This is a genomic window from Streptomyces sp. NPDC088554, assembly GCF_044752945.1.
In the GTDB taxonomy this organism is placed as follows: domain Bacteria; phylum Actinomycetota; class Actinomycetes; order Streptomycetales; family Streptomycetaceae; genus Streptomyces.
The window spans coordinates 18,858-39,374 of the sequence record NZ_JBIVMF010000002.1 but is presented as its reverse complement, the minus strand read 5'-3'; the positions used below and the strand labels follow the sequence as shown (position 1 = coordinate 39,374).

General features: G+C 69.9%; 22 protein-coding genes and 1 tRNA gene. 6 read left to right on the top strand and 17 right to left on the bottom strand.

The annotated features are described in order from the left end of the window. Positions 1–16 precede the first annotated feature (16 nt). Positions 17–93 (top strand) — tRNA-Leu (locus tag ACIP8W_RS02210). Between the two features lie 62 nt (positions 94–155). Here ACIP8W_RS02210 and rdgB read toward each other — a convergent pair. The 4 genes from rdgB to ACIP8W_RS02190 form a co-directional block, all read right to left on the bottom strand. Beyond that, the gene (gene rdgB, locus ACIP8W_RS02205) at positions 156–758 is read right to left on the bottom strand and encodes an RdgB/HAM1 family non-canonical purine NTP pyrophosphatase (RefSeq protein WP_401952378.1); all 603 of its coding nucleotides are present in this window, start codon (positions 756–758) and stop codon (positions 156–158) included. 30 nt (positions 759–788) lie between these two features. Then, positions 789–1,184: a hypothetical protein gene (locus ACIP8W_RS02200; protein ID WP_401952376.1), complete on the bottom strand. Its 396-nt coding sequence runs from the start codon at positions 1,182–1,184 to the stop codon at positions 789–791. 119 nt (positions 1,185–1,303) lie between these two features. After that, positions 1,304–2,035 carry a ribonuclease PH gene (rph, locus tag ACIP8W_RS02195; protein WP_402201619.1) on the bottom strand — a complete coding sequence of 244 codons (732 nt, stop codon included), beginning with the start codon at positions 2,033–2,035 and terminating at the stop codon, positions 1,304–1,306. A 228-nt stretch (positions 2,036–2,263) separates the two neighbouring features. Then, a complete protein-coding gene (locus tag ACIP8W_RS02190; RefSeq protein ID WP_401952372.1) occupies positions 2,264–2,497 on the bottom strand; it encodes a glucose PTS transporter subunit EIIB in 234 nt (77 codons plus the stop codon). Positions 2,498–2,668: 171 nt separating this feature from the next. Between ACIP8W_RS02190 and ACIP8W_RS02185 the strand changes: the two genes are divergently transcribed. Continuing rightward, positions 2,669–3,925 carry a PTS transporter subunit EIIC gene (locus tag ACIP8W_RS02185; RefSeq protein WP_402153127.1) on the top strand — a complete coding sequence of 419 codons (1,257 nt, stop codon included), beginning with the start codon at positions 2,669–2,671 and terminating at the stop codon, positions 3,923–3,925. 122 nt (positions 3,926–4,047) lie between these two features. Here ACIP8W_RS02185 and ACIP8W_RS02180 read toward each other — a convergent pair whose 3' ends face one another. The 8 genes from ACIP8W_RS02180 to clpS form a co-directional block, all read right to left on the bottom strand. Continuing rightward, positions 4,048–4,800 (bottom strand): MBL fold metallo-hydrolase, encoded by a 753-nt coding sequence (locus tag ACIP8W_RS02180; protein ID WP_401952367.1) that lies wholly within the window; start codon positions 4,798–4,800, stop codon positions 4,048–4,050. Positions 4,801–5,052: 252 nt separating this feature from the next. Continuing rightward, positions 5,053–6,003, bottom strand: a complete 951-nt coding sequence (locus ACIP8W_RS02175) for a PLP-dependent cysteine synthase family protein (protein ID WP_401952364.1) — start codon at positions 6,001–6,003, stop codon at positions 5,053–5,055. Then, complete coding sequence (locus ACIP8W_RS02170) at positions 6,003–6,305, bottom strand: MoaD/ThiS family protein (protein ID WP_401952362.1); 303 nt, start codon at positions 6,303–6,305, stop codon at positions 6,003–6,005. Before ACIP8W_RS02170 ends, ACIP8W_RS02175 begins: the two co-directional genes overlap by 1 nt. Before the next feature lie 124 nt (positions 6,306–6,429). Next, entirely contained in the window at positions 6,430–6,552 is a 123-nt protein-coding gene (locus ACIP8W_RS02165; RefSeq protein ID WP_402149780.1) for a putative leader peptide, read from the bottom strand. A 111-nt stretch (positions 6,553–6,663) separates the two neighbouring features. After that, on the bottom strand, positions 6,664–7,077 hold the full coding sequence (locus ACIP8W_RS02160; protein WP_401952357.1) for a Mov34/MPN/PAD-1 family protein: 414 nt from the start codon (positions 7,075–7,077) through the stop codon (positions 6,664–6,666). A 118-nt stretch (positions 7,078–7,195) separates the two neighbouring features. After that, complete coding sequence (locus tag ACIP8W_RS02155) at positions 7,196–8,653, bottom strand: amino acid permease (protein ID WP_401952354.1); 1,458 nt, start codon at positions 8,651–8,653, stop codon at positions 7,196–7,198. A gap of 314 nt (positions 8,654–8,967) precedes the next feature. Further along, the gene (locus ACIP8W_RS02150) at positions 8,968–9,561 is read right to left on the bottom strand and encodes a DUF2017 domain-containing protein (protein WP_401952352.1); all 594 of its coding nucleotides are present in this window, start codon (positions 9,559–9,561) and stop codon (positions 8,968–8,970) included. Continuing rightward, positions 9,561–9,866 (bottom strand): ATP-dependent Clp protease adapter ClpS, encoded by a 306-nt coding sequence (gene clpS / locus ACIP8W_RS02145; protein ID WP_401952350.1) that lies wholly within the window; start codon positions 9,864–9,866, stop codon positions 9,561–9,563. The genes ACIP8W_RS02150 and clpS overlap by 1 nt, the downstream gene beginning before the upstream one ends. 196 nt (positions 9,867–10,062) lie before the next feature. Between clpS and ACIP8W_RS02140 the strand changes: the two genes are divergently transcribed. Both ACIP8W_RS02140 and ACIP8W_RS02135 read left to right on the top strand, forming a co-directional pair. Continuing rightward, on the top strand, positions 10,063–11,439 hold the full coding sequence (locus ACIP8W_RS02140; RefSeq protein ID WP_401952347.1) for a nicotinate phosphoribosyltransferase: 1,377 nt from the start codon (positions 10,063–10,065) through the stop codon (positions 11,437–11,439). Positions 11,440–11,593: 154 nt separating this feature from the next. After that, positions 11,594–12,193: a nicotinamidase gene (locus ACIP8W_RS02135; protein ID WP_401952344.1), complete on the top strand. Its 600-nt coding sequence runs from the start codon at positions 11,594–11,596 to the stop codon at positions 12,191–12,193. 48 nt (positions 12,194–12,241) lie between these two features. On the opposite strand, the gene ACIP8W_RS02130 is transcribed toward ACIP8W_RS02135, so the two are convergent. Together ACIP8W_RS02130 and ACIP8W_RS02125 are read right to left on the bottom strand one after the other, a co-directional pair. Further along, complete coding sequence (locus ACIP8W_RS02130) at positions 12,242–12,562, bottom strand: hypothetical protein (protein WP_401952342.1); 321 nt, start codon at positions 12,560–12,562, stop codon at positions 12,242–12,244. A 159-nt stretch (positions 12,563–12,721) separates the two neighbouring features. Continuing rightward, the gene (locus tag ACIP8W_RS02125) at positions 12,722–15,145 is read right to left on the bottom strand and encodes an immune inhibitor A domain-containing protein (RefSeq protein WP_401952339.1); all 2,424 of its coding nucleotides are present in this window, start codon (positions 15,143–15,145) and stop codon (positions 12,722–12,724) included. Between the two features lie 463 nt (positions 15,146–15,608). Between ACIP8W_RS02125 and ACIP8W_RS02120 the strand changes: the two genes are divergently transcribed. Continuing rightward, entirely contained in the window at positions 15,609–15,887 is a 279-nt protein-coding gene (locus tag ACIP8W_RS02120; RefSeq protein WP_401952336.1) for a hypothetical protein, read from the top strand. Here the strand turns inward: ACIP8W_RS02120 and ACIP8W_RS02115 are convergent. Together ACIP8W_RS02115 and ACIP8W_RS02110 are read right to left on the bottom strand one after the other, a co-directional pair. Then, complete coding sequence (locus tag ACIP8W_RS02115; RefSeq protein ID WP_402201618.1) at positions 15,873–16,580, bottom strand: RDD family protein; 708 nt, start codon at positions 16,578–16,580, stop codon at positions 15,873–15,875. The genes ACIP8W_RS02120 and ACIP8W_RS02115 overlap by 15 nt on opposite strands. Positions 16,581–16,745: 165 nt before the next feature. Further along, entirely contained in the window at positions 16,746–18,179 is a 1,434-nt protein-coding gene (locus tag ACIP8W_RS02110) for an RDD family protein (protein WP_401952331.1), read from the bottom strand. 436 nt (positions 18,180–18,615) lie between these two features. Here ACIP8W_RS02110 and ACIP8W_RS02105 point away from each other — a divergent pair, with 436 nt between their 5' ends. Then, positions 18,616–19,092, top strand: coding sequence for an SsgA family sporulation/cell division regulator (locus ACIP8W_RS02105; RefSeq protein WP_401952329.1), 477 nt, complete (start codon positions 18,616–18,618; stop codon positions 19,090–19,092). Positions 19,093–19,108: 16 nt separating this feature from the next. Here ACIP8W_RS02105 and ACIP8W_RS02100 read toward each other — a convergent pair whose 3' ends face one another. Further along, entirely contained in the window at positions 19,109–20,476 is a 1,368-nt protein-coding gene (locus ACIP8W_RS02100; RefSeq protein ID WP_401952326.1) for an FAD-binding oxidoreductase, read from the bottom strand. Between the last annotated feature and the right edge of the window lie 41 nt (positions 20,477–20,517).

The window sequence follows — 20,517 nt, the reverse complement described above, 5'->3', positions numbered from 1 at the left end:
AGTAGACGCCAGGCGCGCGTCTGTGCTCCAACTGGTAGAGAGACTAGTCCTAGGAACTAGGGGTTGTCGGTTCGAATCCGACCAGGCGCACCAAGGCAAAAAGGGCCCGCAACCTTCGAAATGAAGACTGCGGGCCCTTTGCTTGAGTCGCCGATTCAGCCCAGCAGCTCCCGCACCGCTGGGATCAGGGCTCGGAAGGCTTTGCCTCGGTGACTGATCGCGTTCTTCTCGGCCGGGGTGAGTTCCGCGCAGGTGCGGGTCTCGTCGGCCGGCTGGAGGATCGGGTCGTAGCCGAAGCCGTTCGTACCGGAGGGGGCTTCCCTCAGGGTGCCGAGCAGACGGCCCTCGACCACGCGCTGTGTGCCGTCGGGGAGGGCGAGGGCTGCCGCGCAGGCGAAGTGGGCGGTGCGGTGGGGCGGGGCGATGTCGGAGAGCTGGGCCAGGAGCAGGGCGAGGTTCGCCCCGTCGTCGCCGTGGGCACCCGCCCAGCGGGCGGAGAAGATACCGGGGGCGCCGCCGAGGACGTCCACGCAGAGTCCCGAGTCGTCGGCGACGGCGGGCAGGCCGGTGGCGGCGGCGAGGGCATGGGCCTTCAGGAGGGCGTTCTCGGCGAACGTGACGCCGGTCTCCTTGACGTCGGGCAGCTCGGGGTAGGCGTCGGCGCCGACGAGTTCATGGGGCAGGCCGGCGTCCGCGAGGATGGCCTTGAGTTCGGTGAGCTTCCCGGCGTTGCGGGTGGCGAGGATCAGGCGGGTCATGGACCCAGTATCGGGCCGCCCGCCGTCGGCTCAGGGCGTGCAGATCTTGGCCACTTCCGACGCCGCGTCGGTGACGGGTGTGAGGTCGGGGGTCTCGTCGCCGTTCTTGACGGCCGTACGGACGTTGTCGATGCCCTTGCCCAGGTCCTCGACGGCCTTGCCGAGATCCGCGTTGCCGGTCCTGTCCTTCAGGTCGGCGAGTTGCTGGTCGATCGCGTCGAGGTCCTCGTCGATCCGCAGCGGGTCGTCACCCGTGCTGGAGACCGCCTCCTGGAGATCGCCGACGCTGCGGGTGATGGCGTCCGCCGCCCTGACGCAGTCGAGCGCCTTGTCGAGGGCGCCGCAGCCCGCGGTGAGCGGCAGAACGAGCGCGGCCACGGCCGCGAGGGCCGACGCGCGGGGAGCGGTGACGGTCGGTATGGGCATCGTGGTCCCCCGGAGCAGTGGATGGGTCGGTGGGCGGATGTACGTACGGGCGCACGGATGTCCGTGCGCCCGTACCGGGAGGGACGCCCCCGGAGGGCGTCGCGGTTGCCGAGTTGTTGTTAAAGGGTGCGTTCGAGTGCCGCGCGCTGGAGGTTCGCCAGGTCCACGCAGCCCGCCGTGGCGAGGTCGAGCAGCGCGTTCAGTTCCTTGCGGTCGAAGGGTTCGGCCTCGGCCGTGCCCTGGACCTCGACGAAGCGGCCGTCGCCCGTACAGACGACGTTCATGTCGGTCTCGGCGCGGACGTCCTCCTCGTAGCAGAGGTCGAGGAGCGGCGCGCCGTCGACGATGCCGACGCTCACGGCGGCGACCGTGCCGGTGAGGGGCTTGCGGCCGGCCTTGACGATCTTCTTGCCCTGGGCCCAGGCGACCGCGTCGGCCAGTGCGACATACGCGCCGGTGATGGCGGCGGTGCGCGTACCGCCGTCCGCCTGGAGGACATCGCAGTCGAGGACGACGGTGTTCTCGCCGAGCGCCTTGTAGTCGATGGCCGCGCGCAGGGAGCGGCCGATGAGCCGGCTGATCTCGTGCGTACGTCCGCCGATCTTGCCGCGTACGGACTCACGGTCGCCGCGGGTGTTGGTGGAGCGGGGCAGCATCGAGTATTCGGCGGTGACCCAGCCTTCTCCACTGCCCTTACGCCAGCGGGGCACGCCCTCGGTGACGGAGGCGGTGCAGAAGACCTTGGTGTCACCGAAGGAGATGAGGACGGAGCCCTCGGCGTGCTTGCTCCATCCGCGTTCGATGGTGACGGGACGGAGCTGTTCGGGGGTGCGGCCGTCGATTCGAGACATGGCCGTGAGCCTATCGGGAGCTACGGGAGGGGCTGTTCCGGTGGTCCGGATCAAGCCCCTCCCGGGTGACCTGTCGGGCCGGGGGCCGGGGGCCGAAGGCCGAGGGTCCGGTCGTGGCCGGGGGCCGAAGGCGTAGGCGTAGGGCGTAGGCGTAGGGCGTAGGCGTAGGGCGTAGGCGTAAGTCCGGGAAGCCCGGTCGGCCCGAGGGCCGGGGCTCGGAGGGGCCCGCTACATCATGTCCTCGATGTCCGCCGCGATCGGGTCCGCGTCCGTGCCGATGACGACCTGGACCGCCGTGCCCATCTTGACCACGCCATGGGCTCCCGCGGCCTTCAGCGCGGCTTCGTCGACCAGGTCTGGGTTGACGATCTCGGTACGCAGGCGGGTGATGCAGCCCTCGATCTCCACGATGTTGTCGAGTCCGCCGAGCCCGGCGACGATCTTCTCAGCCTTGGTGGCCATGCGTTTCTCTCCGTCCATGAACGTACTTTTTGTCACGTTAACGCACAGTTGGACCATCCTCGCGGGCGAACCGTCTCCCCGTGCCGAATCATGGCGATCACCACATATCCGTCATCCGTCATCCGTCCCGGAGAAGCACGGGAGAGCACGGGAGAGCACGGGAGAACCGCCATGAGCGTCGCCGGCACATCCGCCCCCGCCCGGCTGCCCTGGTGGAACGGGCCGTTCCAGGGGTTCCAGAAGGTCGGGCGCAGCCTCCAGCTACCGGTGGCCGTCCTGCCCGCCGCCGGGCTGCTGGTCAGCCTCGGCAACCTGTTCTCCGCGTATCTGCACGGCGCCTTCTGGGAGAAGACCGCCAAGGTGTTCACGATGGGCGGCACGGCCATCCTGGACGGGTCGTTCGGGCTGCCGCTGCTCTTCTGCATCGGGGTCGCGATCGGCTTCGCCAAGAAGGCGGACGGCTCCACCGCGCTCGCCGCCGTCGCCGGTTTCCTCGTCTACCACGGCGTCCTGGCCGCGTTCCCGATCGGCGGTACGGTCACCAAGGCGCTGCCGGGCGGCACCCCGCAGAATCCGGGGGTGCTCGGGGGCATCCTGATCGGGCTGCTGACGGCGATCGTCTGGCAGCGCTACCACCGTACGAGGCTGGTCGACTGGCTCGGCTTCTTCAACGGCCGCCGGCTGGTGCCGATCCTGATGGCGTTCATCTGCGCGGCCCTCGGGGTGGCCTTCGGGCTGCTGTGGGAGCCGGTGGGGGACGCGCTGACCTCGTTCTCCAAGCAGCTGATCAGCCTGGGCGCCTGGGGCGCGGGTATCTTCGGGCTCGCCAACCGGCTGCTGATCCCGGTCGGGATGCACCAGTTCCTGAACACCTTCTTCTGGTTCCAGGCCGGGGAGTTCACCAAGCCGGACGGGACCGTCGTCCAGGGCGATCTGACCCGGTTCTTCGCCGGGGATCCCTCGGCGGGCCAGTTCATGTCGGGGTTCTTCCCGATCATGATGTTCGGGCTGCCCGCCGCCGCGCTCGCCATCGCGCACTGCGCCCGCCCGGAGCACCGCAAGCGGGTCGCCGGGCTGATGGTCTCGGTCGCGCTCACCTCGTTCGTCACCGGGGTGACCGAGCCGCTGGAGTTCTCCTTCCTGTTCGCCGCGCCCGTGCTGTACGGGGTGCACGCGCTGCTGACCGGCGCGTCGATGGCGATCACCTGGGCGCTCGGGGTGCACGCGGGCTTCAGCTTCTCGGCCGGGCTGATCGACTACGTCGTCAACTGGCATCTCGACACCAAGCCCTGGCTGATCATTCCGATCGGCCTGTGTTTCGCGGTCGTCTATTACGCGGTCTTCCGCTTCGCGATCACCACGTTCCGGCTGCCGACGCCGGGGCGCGAGCCCGAGGAGGACCAGGTGGAGCCGGAGCGGGCACCGTGAATCCGGGTGCCTGGTTCACGTACCCCGGCTCGCGTGCCCCGGTCCCCGGCCCCGCCCACCCGTACGCGTACGCCCGCCCGGCCCCGTACCCGTACGTGTACCCGTACGTGTACCCGTACGTGTCAGATCTCGTACACCGCGCCGGGCGTGGCCAGTTCCGCCGGGCCCGCGTACACCTCTCGGGCGTCGGACAGGTTCAGCTCGCCGTCCGTCCACGGCGGGATGTGCGTCAGCACCAGCCGCCGTGCCCGTGCCCGTGTCGCGTGGGCGCCGGCCTCGCGCCCGTTCAGATGGAGGCCCTCGACGTCCTCCTTGCCGAAGGTGAACGCCGCCTCGCAGAGGAAGAGGTCCGTCTCCTCGGCCAGCTCGACCAGCGGCTCGCAGGCGCCCGTGTCGCCGGAGTACGTGAGTGAGCCGCCGCCGTGCTCGACCCGGATCCCGAAGGTGTCGACGGGGTGCGCCATCTTCTCCGTACGGACCGAGAAGGGCCCGATCTCGAAGGAGCCGGGTTTGAGGGTGTGGAAGTCGAAGACCTCGCTCATGGACTTGTCCGTGGGCGTGTCCGCGTAGGCGGTGGTGAGGCGCTGCTCCGTGCCCTCGGGGCCGTACACGGGGATGGGCGCGGGACGGCCGCCGTCGAAGCGGTAGTAGCGCGCGACGAAGTATCCGCACATGTCGATGCAGTGGTCGGCGTGGAGGTGACTGAGGAAAATGGCATCGAGGTCGTAGAGACCACAGTGACGCTGCAACTCGCCGAGGGCGCCATTACCCATGTCGAGGAGCAACCGGAAGCCGTCGGCCTCTACGAGGTAGCTGGAGCAGGCCGACCCCGCGGAGGGGAAGGAGCCCGAACAGCCGACGACGGTGAGCTTCATGGAGCGTGAACCTCCGTGGCGTGGAAGAGGGGGCGACGGGGGTCGTACGGGGTCATACGGTTTGTCGAGCGTAAAGCGCGAAACGGCTGGTCGCTCCTCCACGGTGGGCCGTTGTGGGGGAACTCACCCACGGTGTCACCGGTTCGAGTGGCCCGCCCGGGGTCGTCACGGGCGGTGGGAGATATACGGAAGGGGCGGGTCCGGGGACGAGCCCCGGTACCACGCCCCATCGGCACGATCCGAACGGAAGGTCTACGCCCAGAGCTGGCCCTGGAGCGTCTCGATCGCCTCTTCCGTCGTGGCCGCCGTGTAGACGCCCGTCGACAGGTACTTCCAGCCGCCGTCCGCGACGACGAACACGATGTCGGCGCTCTCGCCCGCCTTGACCGCCTTGCGGCCCACGCCGATCGCCGCGTGCAGCGCCGCGCCGGTGGAGACGCCCGCGAAGATGCCTTCCCGCTGGAGGAGTTCGCGGGTACGGGTGACCGCGTCGGCGGAGCCCACGGAGAAGCGGGTGGTGAGGACGGAGGCGTCGTACAGCTCGGGGACGAAGCCCTCGTCCAGGTTGCGCAGGCCGTAGACGAGATCGTCGTAGCGCGGTTCGGCGGCGACGATCTGGATGTTCTCGACGTTCTCGCGCAGGTAGCGGCCCACGCCCATGAGCGTTCCCGTGGTGCCCAGGCCCGCCACGAAGTGGGTGATGGAGGGCAGGTCGGCGAGGATCTCGGGGCCGGTGGTGGCGTAGTGCGCGCCCGCGTTGTCGGGGTTGCCGTACTGGTAGAGCATGACCCAGGAGGGGTTCTCGGCGGCCAGTTCCTTCGCCACGCGTACGGCGGTGTTGGAGCCGCCCGCGGCGGGGGACGGGACGATTTCCGCCCCCCACATGGTGAGCAGGTCGCGCCGTTCCTGGGAGGTGTTCTCCGGCATGACGCAGACGATGCGGTAGCCCTTGAGCTTGGCCGCCATGGCGAGCGAGATGCCGGTGTTGCCGCTGGTGGGCTCCAGGATGGTGCAGCCGGGGGTGAGCCGGCCGTCCTTCTCGGCCTGTTCGACCATGTGGAGCGCGGGCCGGTCCTTGATGGAGCCGGTGGGGTTGCGGTCCTCCAGCTTGGCCCAGATCCGGACGTCCGCCGAGGGCGACAGCCTGGGGAGCAGGACCAGGGGCGTGTTGCCGACCGCCGCCAGCGGGGAGTCGTAGCGCATCAGGCCGGGTACGTTTCGAGCGCGCCGCCGGCGACCGCCGGGAGGATGGTGACGGTGTCGCCGTCGGTGAGCTTGGTGGAGATGCCGTCGAGGAAGCGGACGTCCTCGTCGTTGAGGTAGACGTTCACGAAGCGGCGGAGCTGGTTGTCCTTGGCCGGGTCGATGAGGCGCTCGCGGATGCCCGCGTGCCGGGTTTCGAGGTCGGCGAAGAGGTCGGCGAGCGTGTCACCACTGCCGTCGACCGCCTTGGCGCCGTCGGTGTAGGTGCGGAGGATGGTCGGGATGCGGACCTCGATGGCCATGGCATGGGCTCCTGTCGGGAGAGGCATGGAGTGCGTGACGGGCGCGCGGCTCGGCCCCCGCGCGGGGGAAGTGCGTGGTGCGGATCGCCGCTCGGGACAGCGGTGGGCCGGGTCGGGCCGTCGCTCAGCGGGCGGCGCTGTCGCTGCCCGGACAGATGGCACTGGCGAGACGGCACAGATCGACGTGCAGCCGCGCGACGAGCAGCGGGGTGCTCGGCGTCTTGTCGGTCACGTCGAGGGAAACCATGCGCTCATCGTATCGATTCCCGGTCCGCGTACGGATATGGCCGCTCGCATCGTGGACGGTCGGCGTTCGGCAGGTGGACGGAGTCGGGGCGGCGCCCCTCGTCCGGTGCCGTCAGACGATCTCCACGTCCTCCTCCGCGACCTGTCCCTCGACGATGCGGTACGAGCGGAACTGGAAGGGGCCCGCCCCGTCCGCGTCGGCGGTGGAGACGAGGACGTAGTGGGCGCCGGGCTCATTGGCGTACGTGATGTCCGTACGGGACGGATAGGCCTCGGTCGCGGTGTGCGAGTGGTAGATGATGACCGGTTCTTCGTCGCGGTCGTCCATCTCGCGGTAGAGCGTGAACAGATCCGCCGAGTCGAACTCGTAGAAGGTGGGCGACCGCGCGGCGTTCAGCATGGGGATGAACCGCTCGGCCCGTCCGCCGCCGGCCGGTCCCGCGACCACGCCGCAGGCCTCGTCGGGGTGGTCGGCCCGCGCGTGCGCGACGATCCGGTCGTACAGGTCCTGGGTGATGGTGAGCATGCGGAAAATATAGAGGGACATACGGAAGACCCCCGGGGCCGGGAGGTCTTCTCCGGGTCCGGGGGTCTTCCGCGCGGTACGCGTCTTCCGTGCGGTACGCGTACGGGTACGGCTGCCGCTACTCGACGGCGGAGGCGTGCTCGGCGTCCCCGGCGATCTGCGGGTTCTGCCGCTTGAGGTACCGCCAGCCCACCACGAGGCCGACCGCCCAGACGGCACCCACGTAGAGGGAGATCCGCCCATCGCTGTCGAACGCGATCATGCAGGTGACGCAGAGCAGGAAGATGACCGCGACCCAGCTGAAGAACGATCCGCCGGGGGCCGGGAAGGAGGAGGCCGGGAGCCGGCCCGCGTCCACGGCCTTGCGGTAGCGGATGTGGCTGATGAGGATCATCAGCCAGGTCCAGATACCCGAGGCGGTGGCCACGGAGATCACATACCCGAATGCCTTCTCCGGGACGATGTAGTTGAGGATCACCCCGATGCCCATCAGGGAGACGGAGACGGCGATGCCGACGGCCGGGGTCTTGCGGGAGTTGAGCCGGCCGAAGGACTTGGGGGCCTCGCCGTTGGAGGCGAGGTCGCGCAGCATCCGGCCGGTGGAGTACATCCCGGAGTTGCAGGAGGAGAGCGCGGCCGTCAGCACGACGAAGTTGACGATGCCCGCCGCGAGCGGGATGCCCATCTTCTCGAAGGCGTACACGAAGGGGCTGGTGCCCGCCTGGAACTCGGTCCACTTGACCACCGAGAGGATGATCAGGAGCGCGCCGACGTAGAAGACGATGATCCGCCAGGGCAGCGTGTTGATGGCCTTGGGGAGGGTCTTCTCGGGGTCCTCGGACTCGCCCGCGGTGACACCGACCAGCTCGACGGCGAGGTAGGCGAACATCACGCCCTGGAGGGTCATCAGGCTGGTGCCGACGCCGTTGGGGAAGACCCCGCCGTGGGACCAGAGGTTCGACACGGCGGCGGTCTGACCGGCGTCGGAGAAGCCGAGGGTGAGCACGCCGAAACCGATGACGATCATGCCGATGATCGCGGTGACCTTGATCATCGAGAACCAGAACTCGACCTCACCGAAGATCTTCACCGAGATCAGGTTGACGCCGAAGAGCACCACGAGGAAGACCAGGGCACTGACCCACTGCGGGATGCTCGGGAACCAGAAGTGCATATAGATGGCGGCGGCCGTCAGCTCTGCCATACAGGTGACGATCCACATCAGCCAGTAGGTCCAGCCGGTGGCGAAGCCGAAGAAAGGGCCGAGGAACTCACGGGCGTACTCCGCGAAGGAGCCCGAGACCGGCCGGTAGAGGAGCAGCTCGCCGAGCGCCCGCATGATGAAGAAGATCACTACGCCGGCGAGGGCGTAGATGAGGATGACGCTGGGACCGGCCTTGGCGATGTTCGCCCCGGCGCCCATGAAGAGCCCGACGCCGATCGCACCGCCGATGGCGATCATCTGGACCTGGCGGCTGCCGAGCCCGCGCTCGTATCCCTCTTCGGGCGGGCCGTCGCCGGCCGCCCGCGGGACGGTCCCGTCGCCGTACTCCTTGTCGACCTGCGCAGAGGTCATGGTCGTGTGCCTTTCTCCACACTGATCCGCGCCGTTCGTCGGCCACGGACCAGTTCCTGATCCCCCCGGATATGAATGGAGTGCCACCGGCGGTCGGCCGACGAAGGCGCCCCGGGGACAGGGGTGGCGTACCCGGGGAGTCGTGAAGATTTATCACGGTGGCAATGTTTCGGGGAAGGGTTCCCCGGTGGCACGACCCACGAGAAAATCCGTACAAAATCCACCAGAAACCACAAAGAGCGCTCAGGTGGTGACGTGATCGTTACGTCGAATTGAGCGTTATCTGAGAATCCTACGGAAACGGAAGGAGTCCTTCAGGGCAGCAGCGTCTCCACCAGTGTTTCCTGGAGCGCGCCGAGCCAGAGGTACGCCATCACCATCGGCTTGCGCGGGTCGCCGTCCGGCAGCCGGTACAGCTCGCCGCCCTCGTCCTCGTCGGTGACGTCCAGCCGGGTGCCGATCGTCAGCCGCAGGTCGTTGAGCGCGCCGAGCCAGTGCCGGCAGTCGTCGGGGGTCAGTTTGAGTACGGCGCCGCCCTCGCCCGTGGCGGTGAGCCCGTCCAGGGTGCGGACGAGCGCCATCCCGTCCTCGCGCTTGCGGTCGCGCAGGTCGTTCTCGGTGAACCGCCTGAACTCGGCGGCGTACTCCCGCAGTTCCGCTTCGTCACCGGAGGCGTCCGGGCCGCCGTACGCGTCCGGGAAGAGCCTGGCGAGCGCCGGGTCGCTGGGGGGTTCGCTGGGGCCGGGGGCGAAGAGGGCGGCGAGCGGGTCCTCCCCCTGGGTGGGCTCGGCGCCGGGGCCGATGAGCTCCAGCAGCTGTACGGCGAGGGAGCGCAGGATCGAGATCTCGACCTCGTCGAGCGCGACGGCCGCGCCGCCGCCGGGGATCGCCTCGAAGTGCCCGGCCATCAGTTGCGGTCCTGCGAGAGGGTCGCCCAGAGCCCGAAGCCGTGCATCGCCTGCACGTCGCGCTCCATCTCCTCGCGGCTGCCGCTGGAGACGACGGCGCGGCCCTTGTGGTGAACGTCGAGCATCAGCTTGTGTGCCTTGTCCTTCGAATAGCCGAAATAGGCCTGGAAGACATACGCCACGTAACTCATGAGGTTGACCGGGTCGTTGTGGACGATCGTCACCCAGGGCACGTCGGGTTCGGGGACGGCGAACGTCTCCTCGGCCGACTCTGGGCGTTCGATCTCTGTCGGAGCGACACTCACGGTTGGGGCGACCTTCTTCTCTGCCGGGGGCGTGCCGGAAGCCACAGCCTCACCCGACCCATGCTGCCACTCTGGGCGGCGTGTCGCACAAACGAAGACCGGCGACGGGGTGGCGGCCGGACGTCGGCCGGATGACCGCCGGGCGACCGGAAACAGAAATCGTCAATGTGACGAGTATTAGGGGTAGCATCTTCGTATGAACACTGCGGACCTTGGGCTGCCGTATGAGAAAGCGCGCGCAGCGCATCCGAACAAGGGTGGTGGGCTGCCGGTGGATGTGCCGTCGACCGCGCTCTTCACCGATCAGTACGAACTGACGATGCTCCGGGCGGCGCTCCAGGCCGGTACGGCCGATCGCCGCTCGGTCTTCGAGGTCTTCACCCGGCGGCTGCCCGAGGGACGCCGTTACGGGGTCGTGGCGGGCACCGGGCGGGTGCTGGACGCCGTGGAGAACTTCCGCTTCGACGCGGACGTGCTGGGCTTCCTGCGCGAGAAGGAGATCGTCGACGGACCGACGCTGGAGTGGCTCGCCGCGTACCGCTTCAACGGGGACATCTGGGGCTACCCGGAGGGCGAGGTCTACTTCCCGGGCTCGCCGGTCCTGCGGGTCGAGGGCTCCTTCGCCGAGTGCGTGCTGCTGGAGACCGTGATCCTGTCGATCCTCAACCACGACTCGGCCATCGCCGCCGCGGCCTCCCGGATGTCGGCCGCCGCGAGCGGGCGCCGGCTGATCGAGATGGGCGCGCGCCGTACGCACGAGCTGTCCGCCGTGGCGGCGGCGCGCGCGGCGTACGTCGGCGGCTTCGACACCACCTCCGACCTGGCGGCCGGTTTCCGCTACGACATCCCGACCGTCGGGACGAGCGCGCACGCCTTCACCCTGCTGCACGACAGCGAGCGCGACGCCTTCCGCGCCCAGGTCGACGCGCTCGGCCCGGGGACGACGCTGCTGGTCGACACGTACGACGTCGCCGAGGCCGTCCGGACCGCCGTGGAGATCGCCGGGCCCGAGCTGGGGGCCGTCCGGATCGACTCCGGCGATCTGCTGCTGGTGGCGCACCGGGTCCGGCAGCAGCTGGACGAGCTGGGCGCGGTCGACACGAAGATCGTGGTCACCTCCGACCTGGACGAGTACGCCATCGCCTCGCTGGCCGCCGCCCCGGTGGACGCGTACGGCGTCGGCACCCAGCTGGTCACCGGCAGCGGGCACCCCACCTGCTCCATGGTCTACAAGCTGGTCGCCCGCGCACGGTCCGCCGATCCGAAGGCCCCGCTCGTCCCGGTGGCGAAGAAGTCCCTGGGCGGGAAGGCTTCGGTGGGCGGCCGCAAGTGGGCGGCCCGCCGGACCGACGCGCAGGGGTACGCCGAGGCCGAGGTGATCGGCACCGGTCCCGTACCGCCCGAGCTGGCGGACCGGCAGCTGCTGGTGGAGCTGGTCAAGGGCGGCGGGATAGTGGCGCGGGAGCCGCTGGACGCCGTACGTCAGCGGCATATCGCGGCCCGCGCGGGGCTGCCGATGTCGGCGATCCAGCTGTCGCGGGGCGAGCCGGTGATCCCGACCGAGTACGTGTGAGGCGATACGTGTGAGGCGGGCGGGACGGTGGTAGCAGTTGTTCGAACGCTCCCGCGGGACCGCCCCGGCTCCGCGTCCCCGCCTCGCCCCGTACCCGCTGCCGAATCCGCCCCCGAGCCCGTGGCCGAAGAACCCGTCATCGAAGGATTGCCCCATGCACCGCGCATTGATCGTCGTGGACGTCCAGAACGACTTCTGTGAAGGCGGCAGCATCGCGGTGACGGGGGGCGCCGAGGTCGCGGCCTCCATCACCGATCTGATCGGCCGCTCCTCCCCCGGATACCGGCATGTGGTCGCCACCCGCGATCACCACGTCGACCCCGGCTCCCACTTCGCGATACCCCCGGCCGTCCCCGACTTCGTGGACAGCTGGCCGGTGCACTGCGTCGCCGGTACGGAGGGCGGGGGCTTCCACCCCAATTTCGCCCCGGCCGTCGCCTCCGGCGCGATCGAGGCGGTGTTCGACAAGGGGGCGTACGAGGCGGCGTACAGCGGCTTCGAGGGCGCCGACGAGAACGGCGTGCGGCTGCTGGAGTGGCTGCGGGAGCACGAGGTCACCGAGGTCGACGTGGTCGGCATCGCGACGGACCACTGCGTCCGCGCGACGGCGCTCGACGCGGTCCGCGGGGGCTTCACCACCCGGGTCCTGCTCGATCTGACGGCCGCCGTGTCGAAGGAGACCACCGCGCACGCCCTCACGGAGCTGCGCGCGGCGGGCGTGGAGCTGACCGGCACCCCGGTCCTGCCCGACTGAGCCGCCCACCGGGCCTCCGGCGGGGCGCTCGGCGGGCCGCCGGAAGCCCTACCAGGCAGCCCCGGCCTGTCGGCCCAGCAGCGCCCGTATCGGCTGCCAGAGCTGCTCCAGGCACTCCGGTGTGGCGCGCCAGAGCAGGCCGTCCGGATGGTGGAGCACGGCGGTGATCTCGTCCGGTGTGGGCGGGTGGGCGTTGCCCCGGAGGTAGACCGCCCGCAGCCCGAGGTTCCGGAGCCGGGTCAGGGCACGGGCCCGGTTCACCGCGTGCACCAGGACGCGCACCATGCCGCCCTCGGCCCGGGGGCTGGGCAGGGTCACCGCCACCACCACCGTGCCGTTCGGGAGTCTGCTGAAGCCTCCGCCTGCCATGCCGGTCATCTCCCCCGTGCGCTGTCGTGGGTGGGGTCATGGGCCTGTCCCGTGGGACGCCCTGTCAATAAGAATCCGTAGGACGCACCTAAACACGATCGGCCGCCGCCCGCTAGGGGGCGACGGCCGATCACTGCTTTGACCTGCGATTACTCGCGGTTACTTAGTGGACTTGCCCACCTTGACCGTCATCGTCCGGCCATCCAGCGGCTGGCTGACGATGCTGATCCTGGTGTTGGTGTCAGGAACCTTCACGCTGGCGCGCGGGTTCTCCGCGCTCCAGTACGTGCCCTTCCTGTCGTCGAAGAACGGCACCCCGAGCTGCGGCGCGATCCGCGTCAGCCGGTCGGCCTGGTGCAGCTTCAGGCCGGTCGTCGGCCACCAGCTGAACGTCGAGTCGTACGACTGGATGCGCGAGCGCATCAGCGTGCCGTCCGCCCACTTCAGCGGCGTGGCGTGGGCGTCCACCGGCAGGACCAGGCCCTCGCCCTCGTGCTGGCTGGTGTTGTTGTCCTTCTGCGAGGTGTCCCACAGCCAGATCAACAGGCCGTTCTGGTACGCGTAGTGCTCGACCGTGGCGTTGTTCGGCGCCGAGAAGCCGAAGTTGTACGGGCCGGTCTTGAGCGTCTTGTCGTACGAGACGTACTGCCGGTTCTCCGCGATGTAGTACTGGTCGTAGTCCTGCGTGAAGTTCTCGCCGATCCGCGAGAAGCCCTTCGGGGTCCAGCCCGCGTCGTCGCCCTCGGCGTTGTCGGCGAAGACCGGCGTACCGTCGGCGATCACCTTGATGTCGTCCGCCGCGAAGCCCTTGTCGGCCACGCCGCCGTCGGTCAGGTAGCGGAAGCGGAGGTCGACCTTCTGGCCCGCGTAGGCGTCCAGCGGGTAGACGAGCTTCTTGTACGTGCCCGAGACGCCGGTCAGGGCCGTACGGTCGGCCGCGTCGCGCGTCAGGGACTTGCCGTCGGCCGTGCCGTCGAGCGGCGTGTAGGTGGCGCCGCCGTCCGTCGACACCTCGGCGTACAGGTAGTCGAAGTCGGCCTCGATGTCCCACCAGCCCTGGAGCTCCAGCGCCGCCGTGGACCTACCGGTCAGGTCGACCGAGCGGGTCAGGGTGTTGCTGAGGTCGTTGCCCATGCCGCTCCACCACTGCTTGGAGCCTTCGGCGGGCTTGACGACCGTCGTGGTCTTCTCCTTCTTGGGCAGTTCGACCACGAGCGCCTGCGGGTTCTTGGTGTTGTACGCCGAGACCCCCAGCTTGTGCGTGGAGTCGGTGGCCGCCTTGGCCACGTCGTAGTCGAGCCAGCCGAGCTGGAGCTTGTCCCAGGCGGTCATGTCACCGGGCAGGTCACCGATGGATTCCTTGCCGGTGCCGAGCCAGGAGCCGGACGACATCAGCGTCCAGAACCCGGTGGAGTTCTCGCCGCCCGCGGTGTCGTACAGGTCGGGCAGGCCGAGGTCGTGGCCGTACTCGTGCGCGAAGACGCCGAGGCCGCCGTTCTCCGGCTGCATCGTGTAGTCGCCGACCCAGATGCCGGAGTTCCCGATCTGGGCGCCGCCGGCCTTGTTGTCCGAGGGGCCCGTGGTGCCCGCGCTGGAGCCGTACGCGTACCAGCGGTGCGCCCACAGGGCGTCCGTGCCCTGGGCACCGCCGCCCGCGGACTCGTCCTCGCCCGCGTGGACGATCTGGAAGTGGTCGATGTAGCCGTCGGGCTCGTTGAAGTTGCCGTCGCCGTCGTAGTCGTACCGGTCCCACTGGTCGTACTGGGAGAGGTAGTCCTTGATCTCGGCGTCGGTCCTGCCCTGCGCCTTCTGGTCGGCGGCCCAGGCGGTGACGCCGTCGCGCACCAGGTCCCAGACGTTGGAGCAGTTGGAGGAGCCGCAGTAGTTGGAACCGTAACGGGCCTCGTTCCAGGGGACCTTGACCCAGTCGGAGACCTCGCCGTCGACCGAGTAGCGCCCGGAGGACGTCTTCTCGTAGTAGGTCTTCAGCGATTCCTTCTGCTTGCCCTTGCTGTCCTTGCCCGTACCGAAGTACAGGTCCTGGAAGTGCTCCTGGTTGTAATCCGCCTGCCAGGCGGTCGAGTTGTCGACCGAGCGGTCGGGCGCGGCTATCTCGTTGTGCAGGGGACCGGGGGTCCCGCCGAACTTCGTGACGGGCGGGAGCGGCCCGTCGGGTCCGTCCGGGTCGTGCGTCGTGGTGCTGTCGACCTGGTTGCCGAACTCCACGAGGATGGTGAAGATCTTGTCGGTCTTCTCCCGGCCCAGCTCGACGTACTTGCCCCGGTCGAGCTTCACCACCTGGGAGCCGCCGCGCTTCTGCACCGTGGCGTCACCGGATATGACCTGCTGGAGCGCGTCCTCGCGCTGCTTCGACTGCTGCTTGCTGAACGGGCCGTCCAGATCGTGTTCGACCTGGCCCTGCTGCGGTGCCGGGTCTCGGCTCTCGGTCGCGGTGGGGCCGGCTGCGGGATTACCGGAGTTGTCATGCGCCTGGGCCGTGGTGAAGGCCGAGGCCGTCGCGGCGGTCGCGGCCAGGGCCACGATCACCGCGGACATTCTTCCAGCCCGTCGATTGCTGATCACTTGATGCTGTTCCTCCCCGACGCACGCGATCCGCGGGTGGCAAGTTGAGGGATCCGCGCGCGTAGATACGCCATAAGTGACGACATTGGACAGGACTTGAAGGAGAAAAGACAGACCTTGACTTGAACCCGTCAACTGCACTATGGGGGCCCTCGTTCCGCCCTTCGGACAGAACTCCTGATCTTGAGCATTCGGGACAAGTGGGAGCATGTTTTCGGCCGGTCGCCCGGGGGCGGTGCTGCCGTGCGCCCCCCGTGCACCGGCCCTACCAATTGCGCAGCGCTTACTAGCCGTTCCGCTCGGGCATCGAGTCTCGTAGAGTCGCCAGGAGGGTGCGATCCACCCGGCCATCCTGTAGTCCGAGATTTCCGTCGTACATGCGAGACCCGCGAGACACCCCCACGTAGATCCCCCACAGCACCATCGATCCCCAACGCCGATGCTCCGAGGGACGGATTCCGCCATGCCGCGTCCGACTGCCGCTCAGCTCGCCTACGGCTCCGCCACCATCGTCTGTTCGACCCTCGCCATGCTCCTGTTGTCCGGCACCACCGCGGGCATAGGTGTCGCGGTGATCGGGGTCGCCGCGCTCGGTCTCGGCCTGCTGGTGGCCATGACCGTGCCCCTGCCGAACAAGCCGGGCCGGGCCCGTACGAGCGCTCGCGCCACCGCCCGGGTGACCGCCACCGCCACCGAGACCCCGGTGGGTGCCGGGGCCGGCCGGCACTCACCGCTGCGCTGACACCACGACGGTCCCGGCGGCCTTGTCGTGCAGACCCTGTCTGTACGGCCTGCTCGCCAGGACCGTCGCGAGCAGCACCAGCCACCAGAGCAGGAAGCAGCAGATCAGCGCGGGCACCCAGAGCACCGCCGCGCGCAGCAGCGAGGACCGCGTGTCCGGATTGGCCCCGTCGTTCAGCATCGCGACCCTGATCTTCAGCCAGCGCTTGCCGAGGGTCTGCCCGTACTTCTTCGTCATGAAGGTGTCGTAGCCGGCGTAGGCGAGGAGCGAGACCAGCGACCAGACCCAGTGCCGTCCGGTGTTCATCTGATTGGTGACGTTGTCCCACTCCCCGTTGTCGCCCGTGGAGTACCAGGCGCCTCCGGTGATCAGCGAGATGATCGCCAGCGGGATGAAGACGATCACGATGTCGATGATCCGGGCCAGCAGCCGCGTCCCGAACGGCGCGAGCGGCGGCATCCCGGCGAGCGGATCGGTGCCTCCGTAGGGTCCGCCCGCGCCATGGGCGTTCGGATCGTACGGAGGGGCGTGCGGCGGCCCGTTCCCGTCGCCGTCGGGGGGCGGCGGCGGCTTGCGGAACGGGTCGTTCTCCGGCGGCGGCTGACGTGACGAACCGAACGGGTCGTTCTCCGGCGGCGGCTGACGTGACGAACCGAACGGGTCGTTCTCCGGCGGCGGCTGATCGTTGCTCATGAGGGCAGTGCACCCCGCCACGCGGGGGCCCGCAACGGAGCGCCCGCCGTTCGGGAGGAACGGTCCTCCTGGTGGGCTATACGGCCACCGACAAGCCATCAGCTCACCGGGCGTCAGCCGGGCGCCCGGTCGGACACCCGGCCGACCGCTCAGCCACTCAGTTGCTCAGCCGCTCACGAAGGTACGGGCCGCCTTGTCGTGCCAGCACTGCCGCCACGGCCGGTCGAACAGGCACCACAGCACGTTCAGTACGCCCACGACGAGCAGCCCCAGCACGCTGTAGACCAGCCAGCGGCGCACCGCCGCGCCGAAGCCCGGGGGCTCGTGGGTCTCGATGTCCCGTACGTCCAGACCGCAGAGCCTCTTGCCCAGCGTGCGCCCCCACTTCGCGGTCGGCAGCGCCTCGTACACCACCCCGACGACCAGCAGCGCGGCGAGCAGGACGCCGAGGTAGACGCCGGTCGTGCCGTCGAGCAGCCAGATGGTGACGGTCTCGCCGGTCTGCTCGGCCGCCGCGATCTTGCCGTCGATGTGGGTACGGGTACGGGAGACGAGCGGGACCGCCAGGGCACCGATGACCAGCCCGAGGACCAGGGTGTCGATCAGCCGGGCCACCAGCCGCTTGCCGGGACCGGCCGGCCTGGAGGCGGTCTGGGCGCGCGCGGCCAGCAGGAACGCGTCCTCGACCGGGGGCTTCCAGCCCACGACGGCCTGGTCGTCGTGGGCGAGCTGGTGCACCTGCTGGGCCCAGGACGTGGCGCCGCCGCCCGCGCCGGCGCTGATGGGGGCGTACGGCTCCGGGGCGGCCCACTCGGCGCGCCGCTGGTCGTCGGGGCGGGGTGGCAGGGCCCGGGGCGCCGGGGGCTGCGGGGGCTGGAGCTGGGGCGCGGTGGGCTGCGCGGGCTGGAGCTGCTGGGGCTGGGCCGGGACCTTCGGCAGGGCCTTCGCCGCCTTGCCCGCCTCGCAGGCCCCCTGGCTCAGGGCGCGGATCGACATCGTGCCGTCCGCCGGTCCGGTGCGGCCGGCCGCCGCGTCGCCCTGGGCCTTGGCGCGCCGGGCCGCGCGCAGGGCGCGGAGGGCGACGGTGCTGTCCACGGGCGGCTGCGCGCTCGGCGGCGGGACCAGCGGCCGGTGCGGCGTGGCGCCGTCACCGGGCTCACCGTCGCCGCCCGCGCCGGAGCCGCCCGTACGCCTGCCGGGGAGGGCGGGACGGGGTGCCTGTACGTCGAGGCGCGGGTCGGCGGGCGCGCCGGGGGACCGGGGGTCCGGCGCCGGGGCGCCCCAGGAGACCCGGGTGTCACGGTCACCGCCGAAGCCCGTCTGCCGTGCGGCGTCGGCCTGCCAGGCGGAGGCCGGTTCCTGCGGGGCGCCGGGCGGGTCGTCGTCGAGGAAGACGGGGCCCGTCTCGTCGAGGGCGGGGGCGGGGGCCGGGGCGGGGGCCGGGGCGCTCCGTACCCCCGGGGCGTCCGGGGGCGCGGGCCTGCTCGTACCGGGCACCCAGGCGGTGCCGTTCCAGTATCTGACGTATCCGGGAATGGACGGGTCCGGGTAGAAACCTTCCCGGGGCGCGTTCCCGCCGTCACCAGGTGGAGTAGCCACTGACCCCAACTCCGTTCACTCTCACCATGTCCACGGGCCTCCGCTTGTCCAGGCAGACATTAACGAAGAAGACGGGTGCTCGAAGAAGGAGACCAGCGGAGAGAACCGCGTTCGGGCGGAAGAGGAGAGACGTCGATGCGAAGCGTAAGGCTGTGGGGTCGGATTCGTTCGACAAGGTGCGCGAAAAGCCGGACATCAGTCCGTTTCTCGCGCCTCCCTCACGCCTTCTTCACAGCGGGAACCGATCGGGGACGGCCGAAAGCCGCCCTGAGGCCCGCCGAAAGCCAATCGCCGGCCCGCCGAAAGCCCGCCGAAAAAATAATCCCCGAAAGTCGCGTCATAGCCGGCGGGGAAGCGCCTCTCACTCGGTACGGCCTCCGTACGGCCCGGCCACCGGGCCCGGTCGTACCGCCGAACAGGAGAGGAAGTACGGCTCATGCATACTGCGGTGGAACGCGAACTGGAGCTGAATCTGGTGCTGTCGCCCGAGCACAGCATCCCCGTACCGGCCCGGCTGACGTACCGTACGGACGATCCGTACGCCGTGCACATCACCTTCCACATCGGCTCGGACTCCCCCGTGCACTGGACCTTCGCCCGGGAGCTGCTGGTCGAGGGGGTGTTCCGGCCGTGCGGGCACGGTGATGTACGGATCTGGCCGACCAAGGTCGCCGGGCGCGGGGTGCTGTGTTTCGCGCTCACCTCGCCCGACGGTGACGCGCTGCTGGAGGCGCCGTCCTCGGCCGTGTCCGCGTGGGTGGAGCGGACCTTGCGCATCGTGCCGCCGGGTACGGAGACGGAGGAGCTGCGTATCGACGACGGGCTGGCCGTACTGCTGGCCCCGACCCCGGCGGACGATCTGTGGCTGCGGAACCCCTGGCCGGCGGACGAGTCGGCCGACGGCGAGTCCTGACGGCATGCGGAAGACGTCAGAAGAGCTTGCCCGGATTGAGCAGCCCCAGCGGGTCGAAGGCCGCCTTGATGGAGCGCTGCAACTCCATCCCCACCGGCCCCAGCTCCCGCGACAGCCACTCCTTCTTGAGGACGCCGACGCCGTGCTCACCGGTGATCGTGCCGCCCAGTTCCAGGCCGAGCGCCATGATCTCGTCGAACGACTCACGGGCCCGCCGCGACTCGTCCGGGTCCGCCTGGTCGAAGCAGACGACGGGGTGGGTGTTGCCGTCGCCCGCGTGCGCGCAGACGCCGATGGTCAGCCCGTACTTCTCGGCGACGGCGGTGGTGCCCGCGAGCATCTCGGCGAGCCGCGAGCGCGGGACACAGACGTCGTCGATCATCGTCGCGGACTTGACGGCCTCCAGCGCGGGGAGCGCGAGCCGGCGCGCCTGGAGCAGCATCTCGGACTCGGCGTCGTCCTCGGCGGGGACCACCTCGGTGGCCCCGGCGGCGGTGCACAGCTCCCCGACCGCCGCCAGATCGCCCGCCGGGTCCGGGGTGTCGAAGGCGGCGAGCAGCAGCGCCTCGGTGGTGTCGGGGAGGCCCATGTTCGCCATCGCGTTGACGGCGCGGACGGTCGTACGGTCCATCAGTTCGAGGAGGGACGGGGTGTGCCCGCGCTCCATGATCCGGCAGACGGCGTCGCACGCGGCGGCGGCGGACGGGAACTCCGCGGCCAGGACGAGCTGGCGCGGCGGCTGCGGCCGGAGCGCCAGGACCGCCTTGACGACGATGCCGAGGCTGCCCTCGGAGCCCACGAACAGCCGGGTCAGGTCATATCCGGCGACCCCCTTGGCGGTGCGACGGCCGGTGGTGAGGAGGCGGCCGTCCGCGAGGACGACATCGAGGCCGAGGACATATTCGGCGGTGACGCCGTACTTGACGCAGCACAGCCCGCCGGAGGCCGTGCCGATGTTCCCGCCGATGGTGCACATCTCCCAGCTGGAGGGATCCGGCGGATAGTAGAGCCCCTGCTCGCCGACGGCCCGGGAGAGCGTGGCGTTGATGACGCCCGGTTCGACGACGGCGATCCGGTCGACCGGACTGATCTCCAGGATCCGGTCCATTTTCGTCAGCGAGAGGACGACGCACCCGTCCGAGGCGTTGGCCGCCCCCGACAGCCCCGTACGGGCCCCCTGCGGGACGACGGGGACCCGGAGCGCGGTCGCCGTGCGCATCACGTGCTGGACCTGTTCGACCGTACGCGGCAGGACGACCGCCGCGGACTCGCCGGCCTCGCAGAAGCCGGCCATGTCGTGGGCGTACGAGGCCATCACGTCGGGATCGGTGATCAGGGCTTCGGCGGGGAGCCCGGCCCGCAGCTGTGCGAGGAGATCGTCCATGGCCCCAGCCTCGCATCCGGGGCCATCGGTGTGAACCCCGT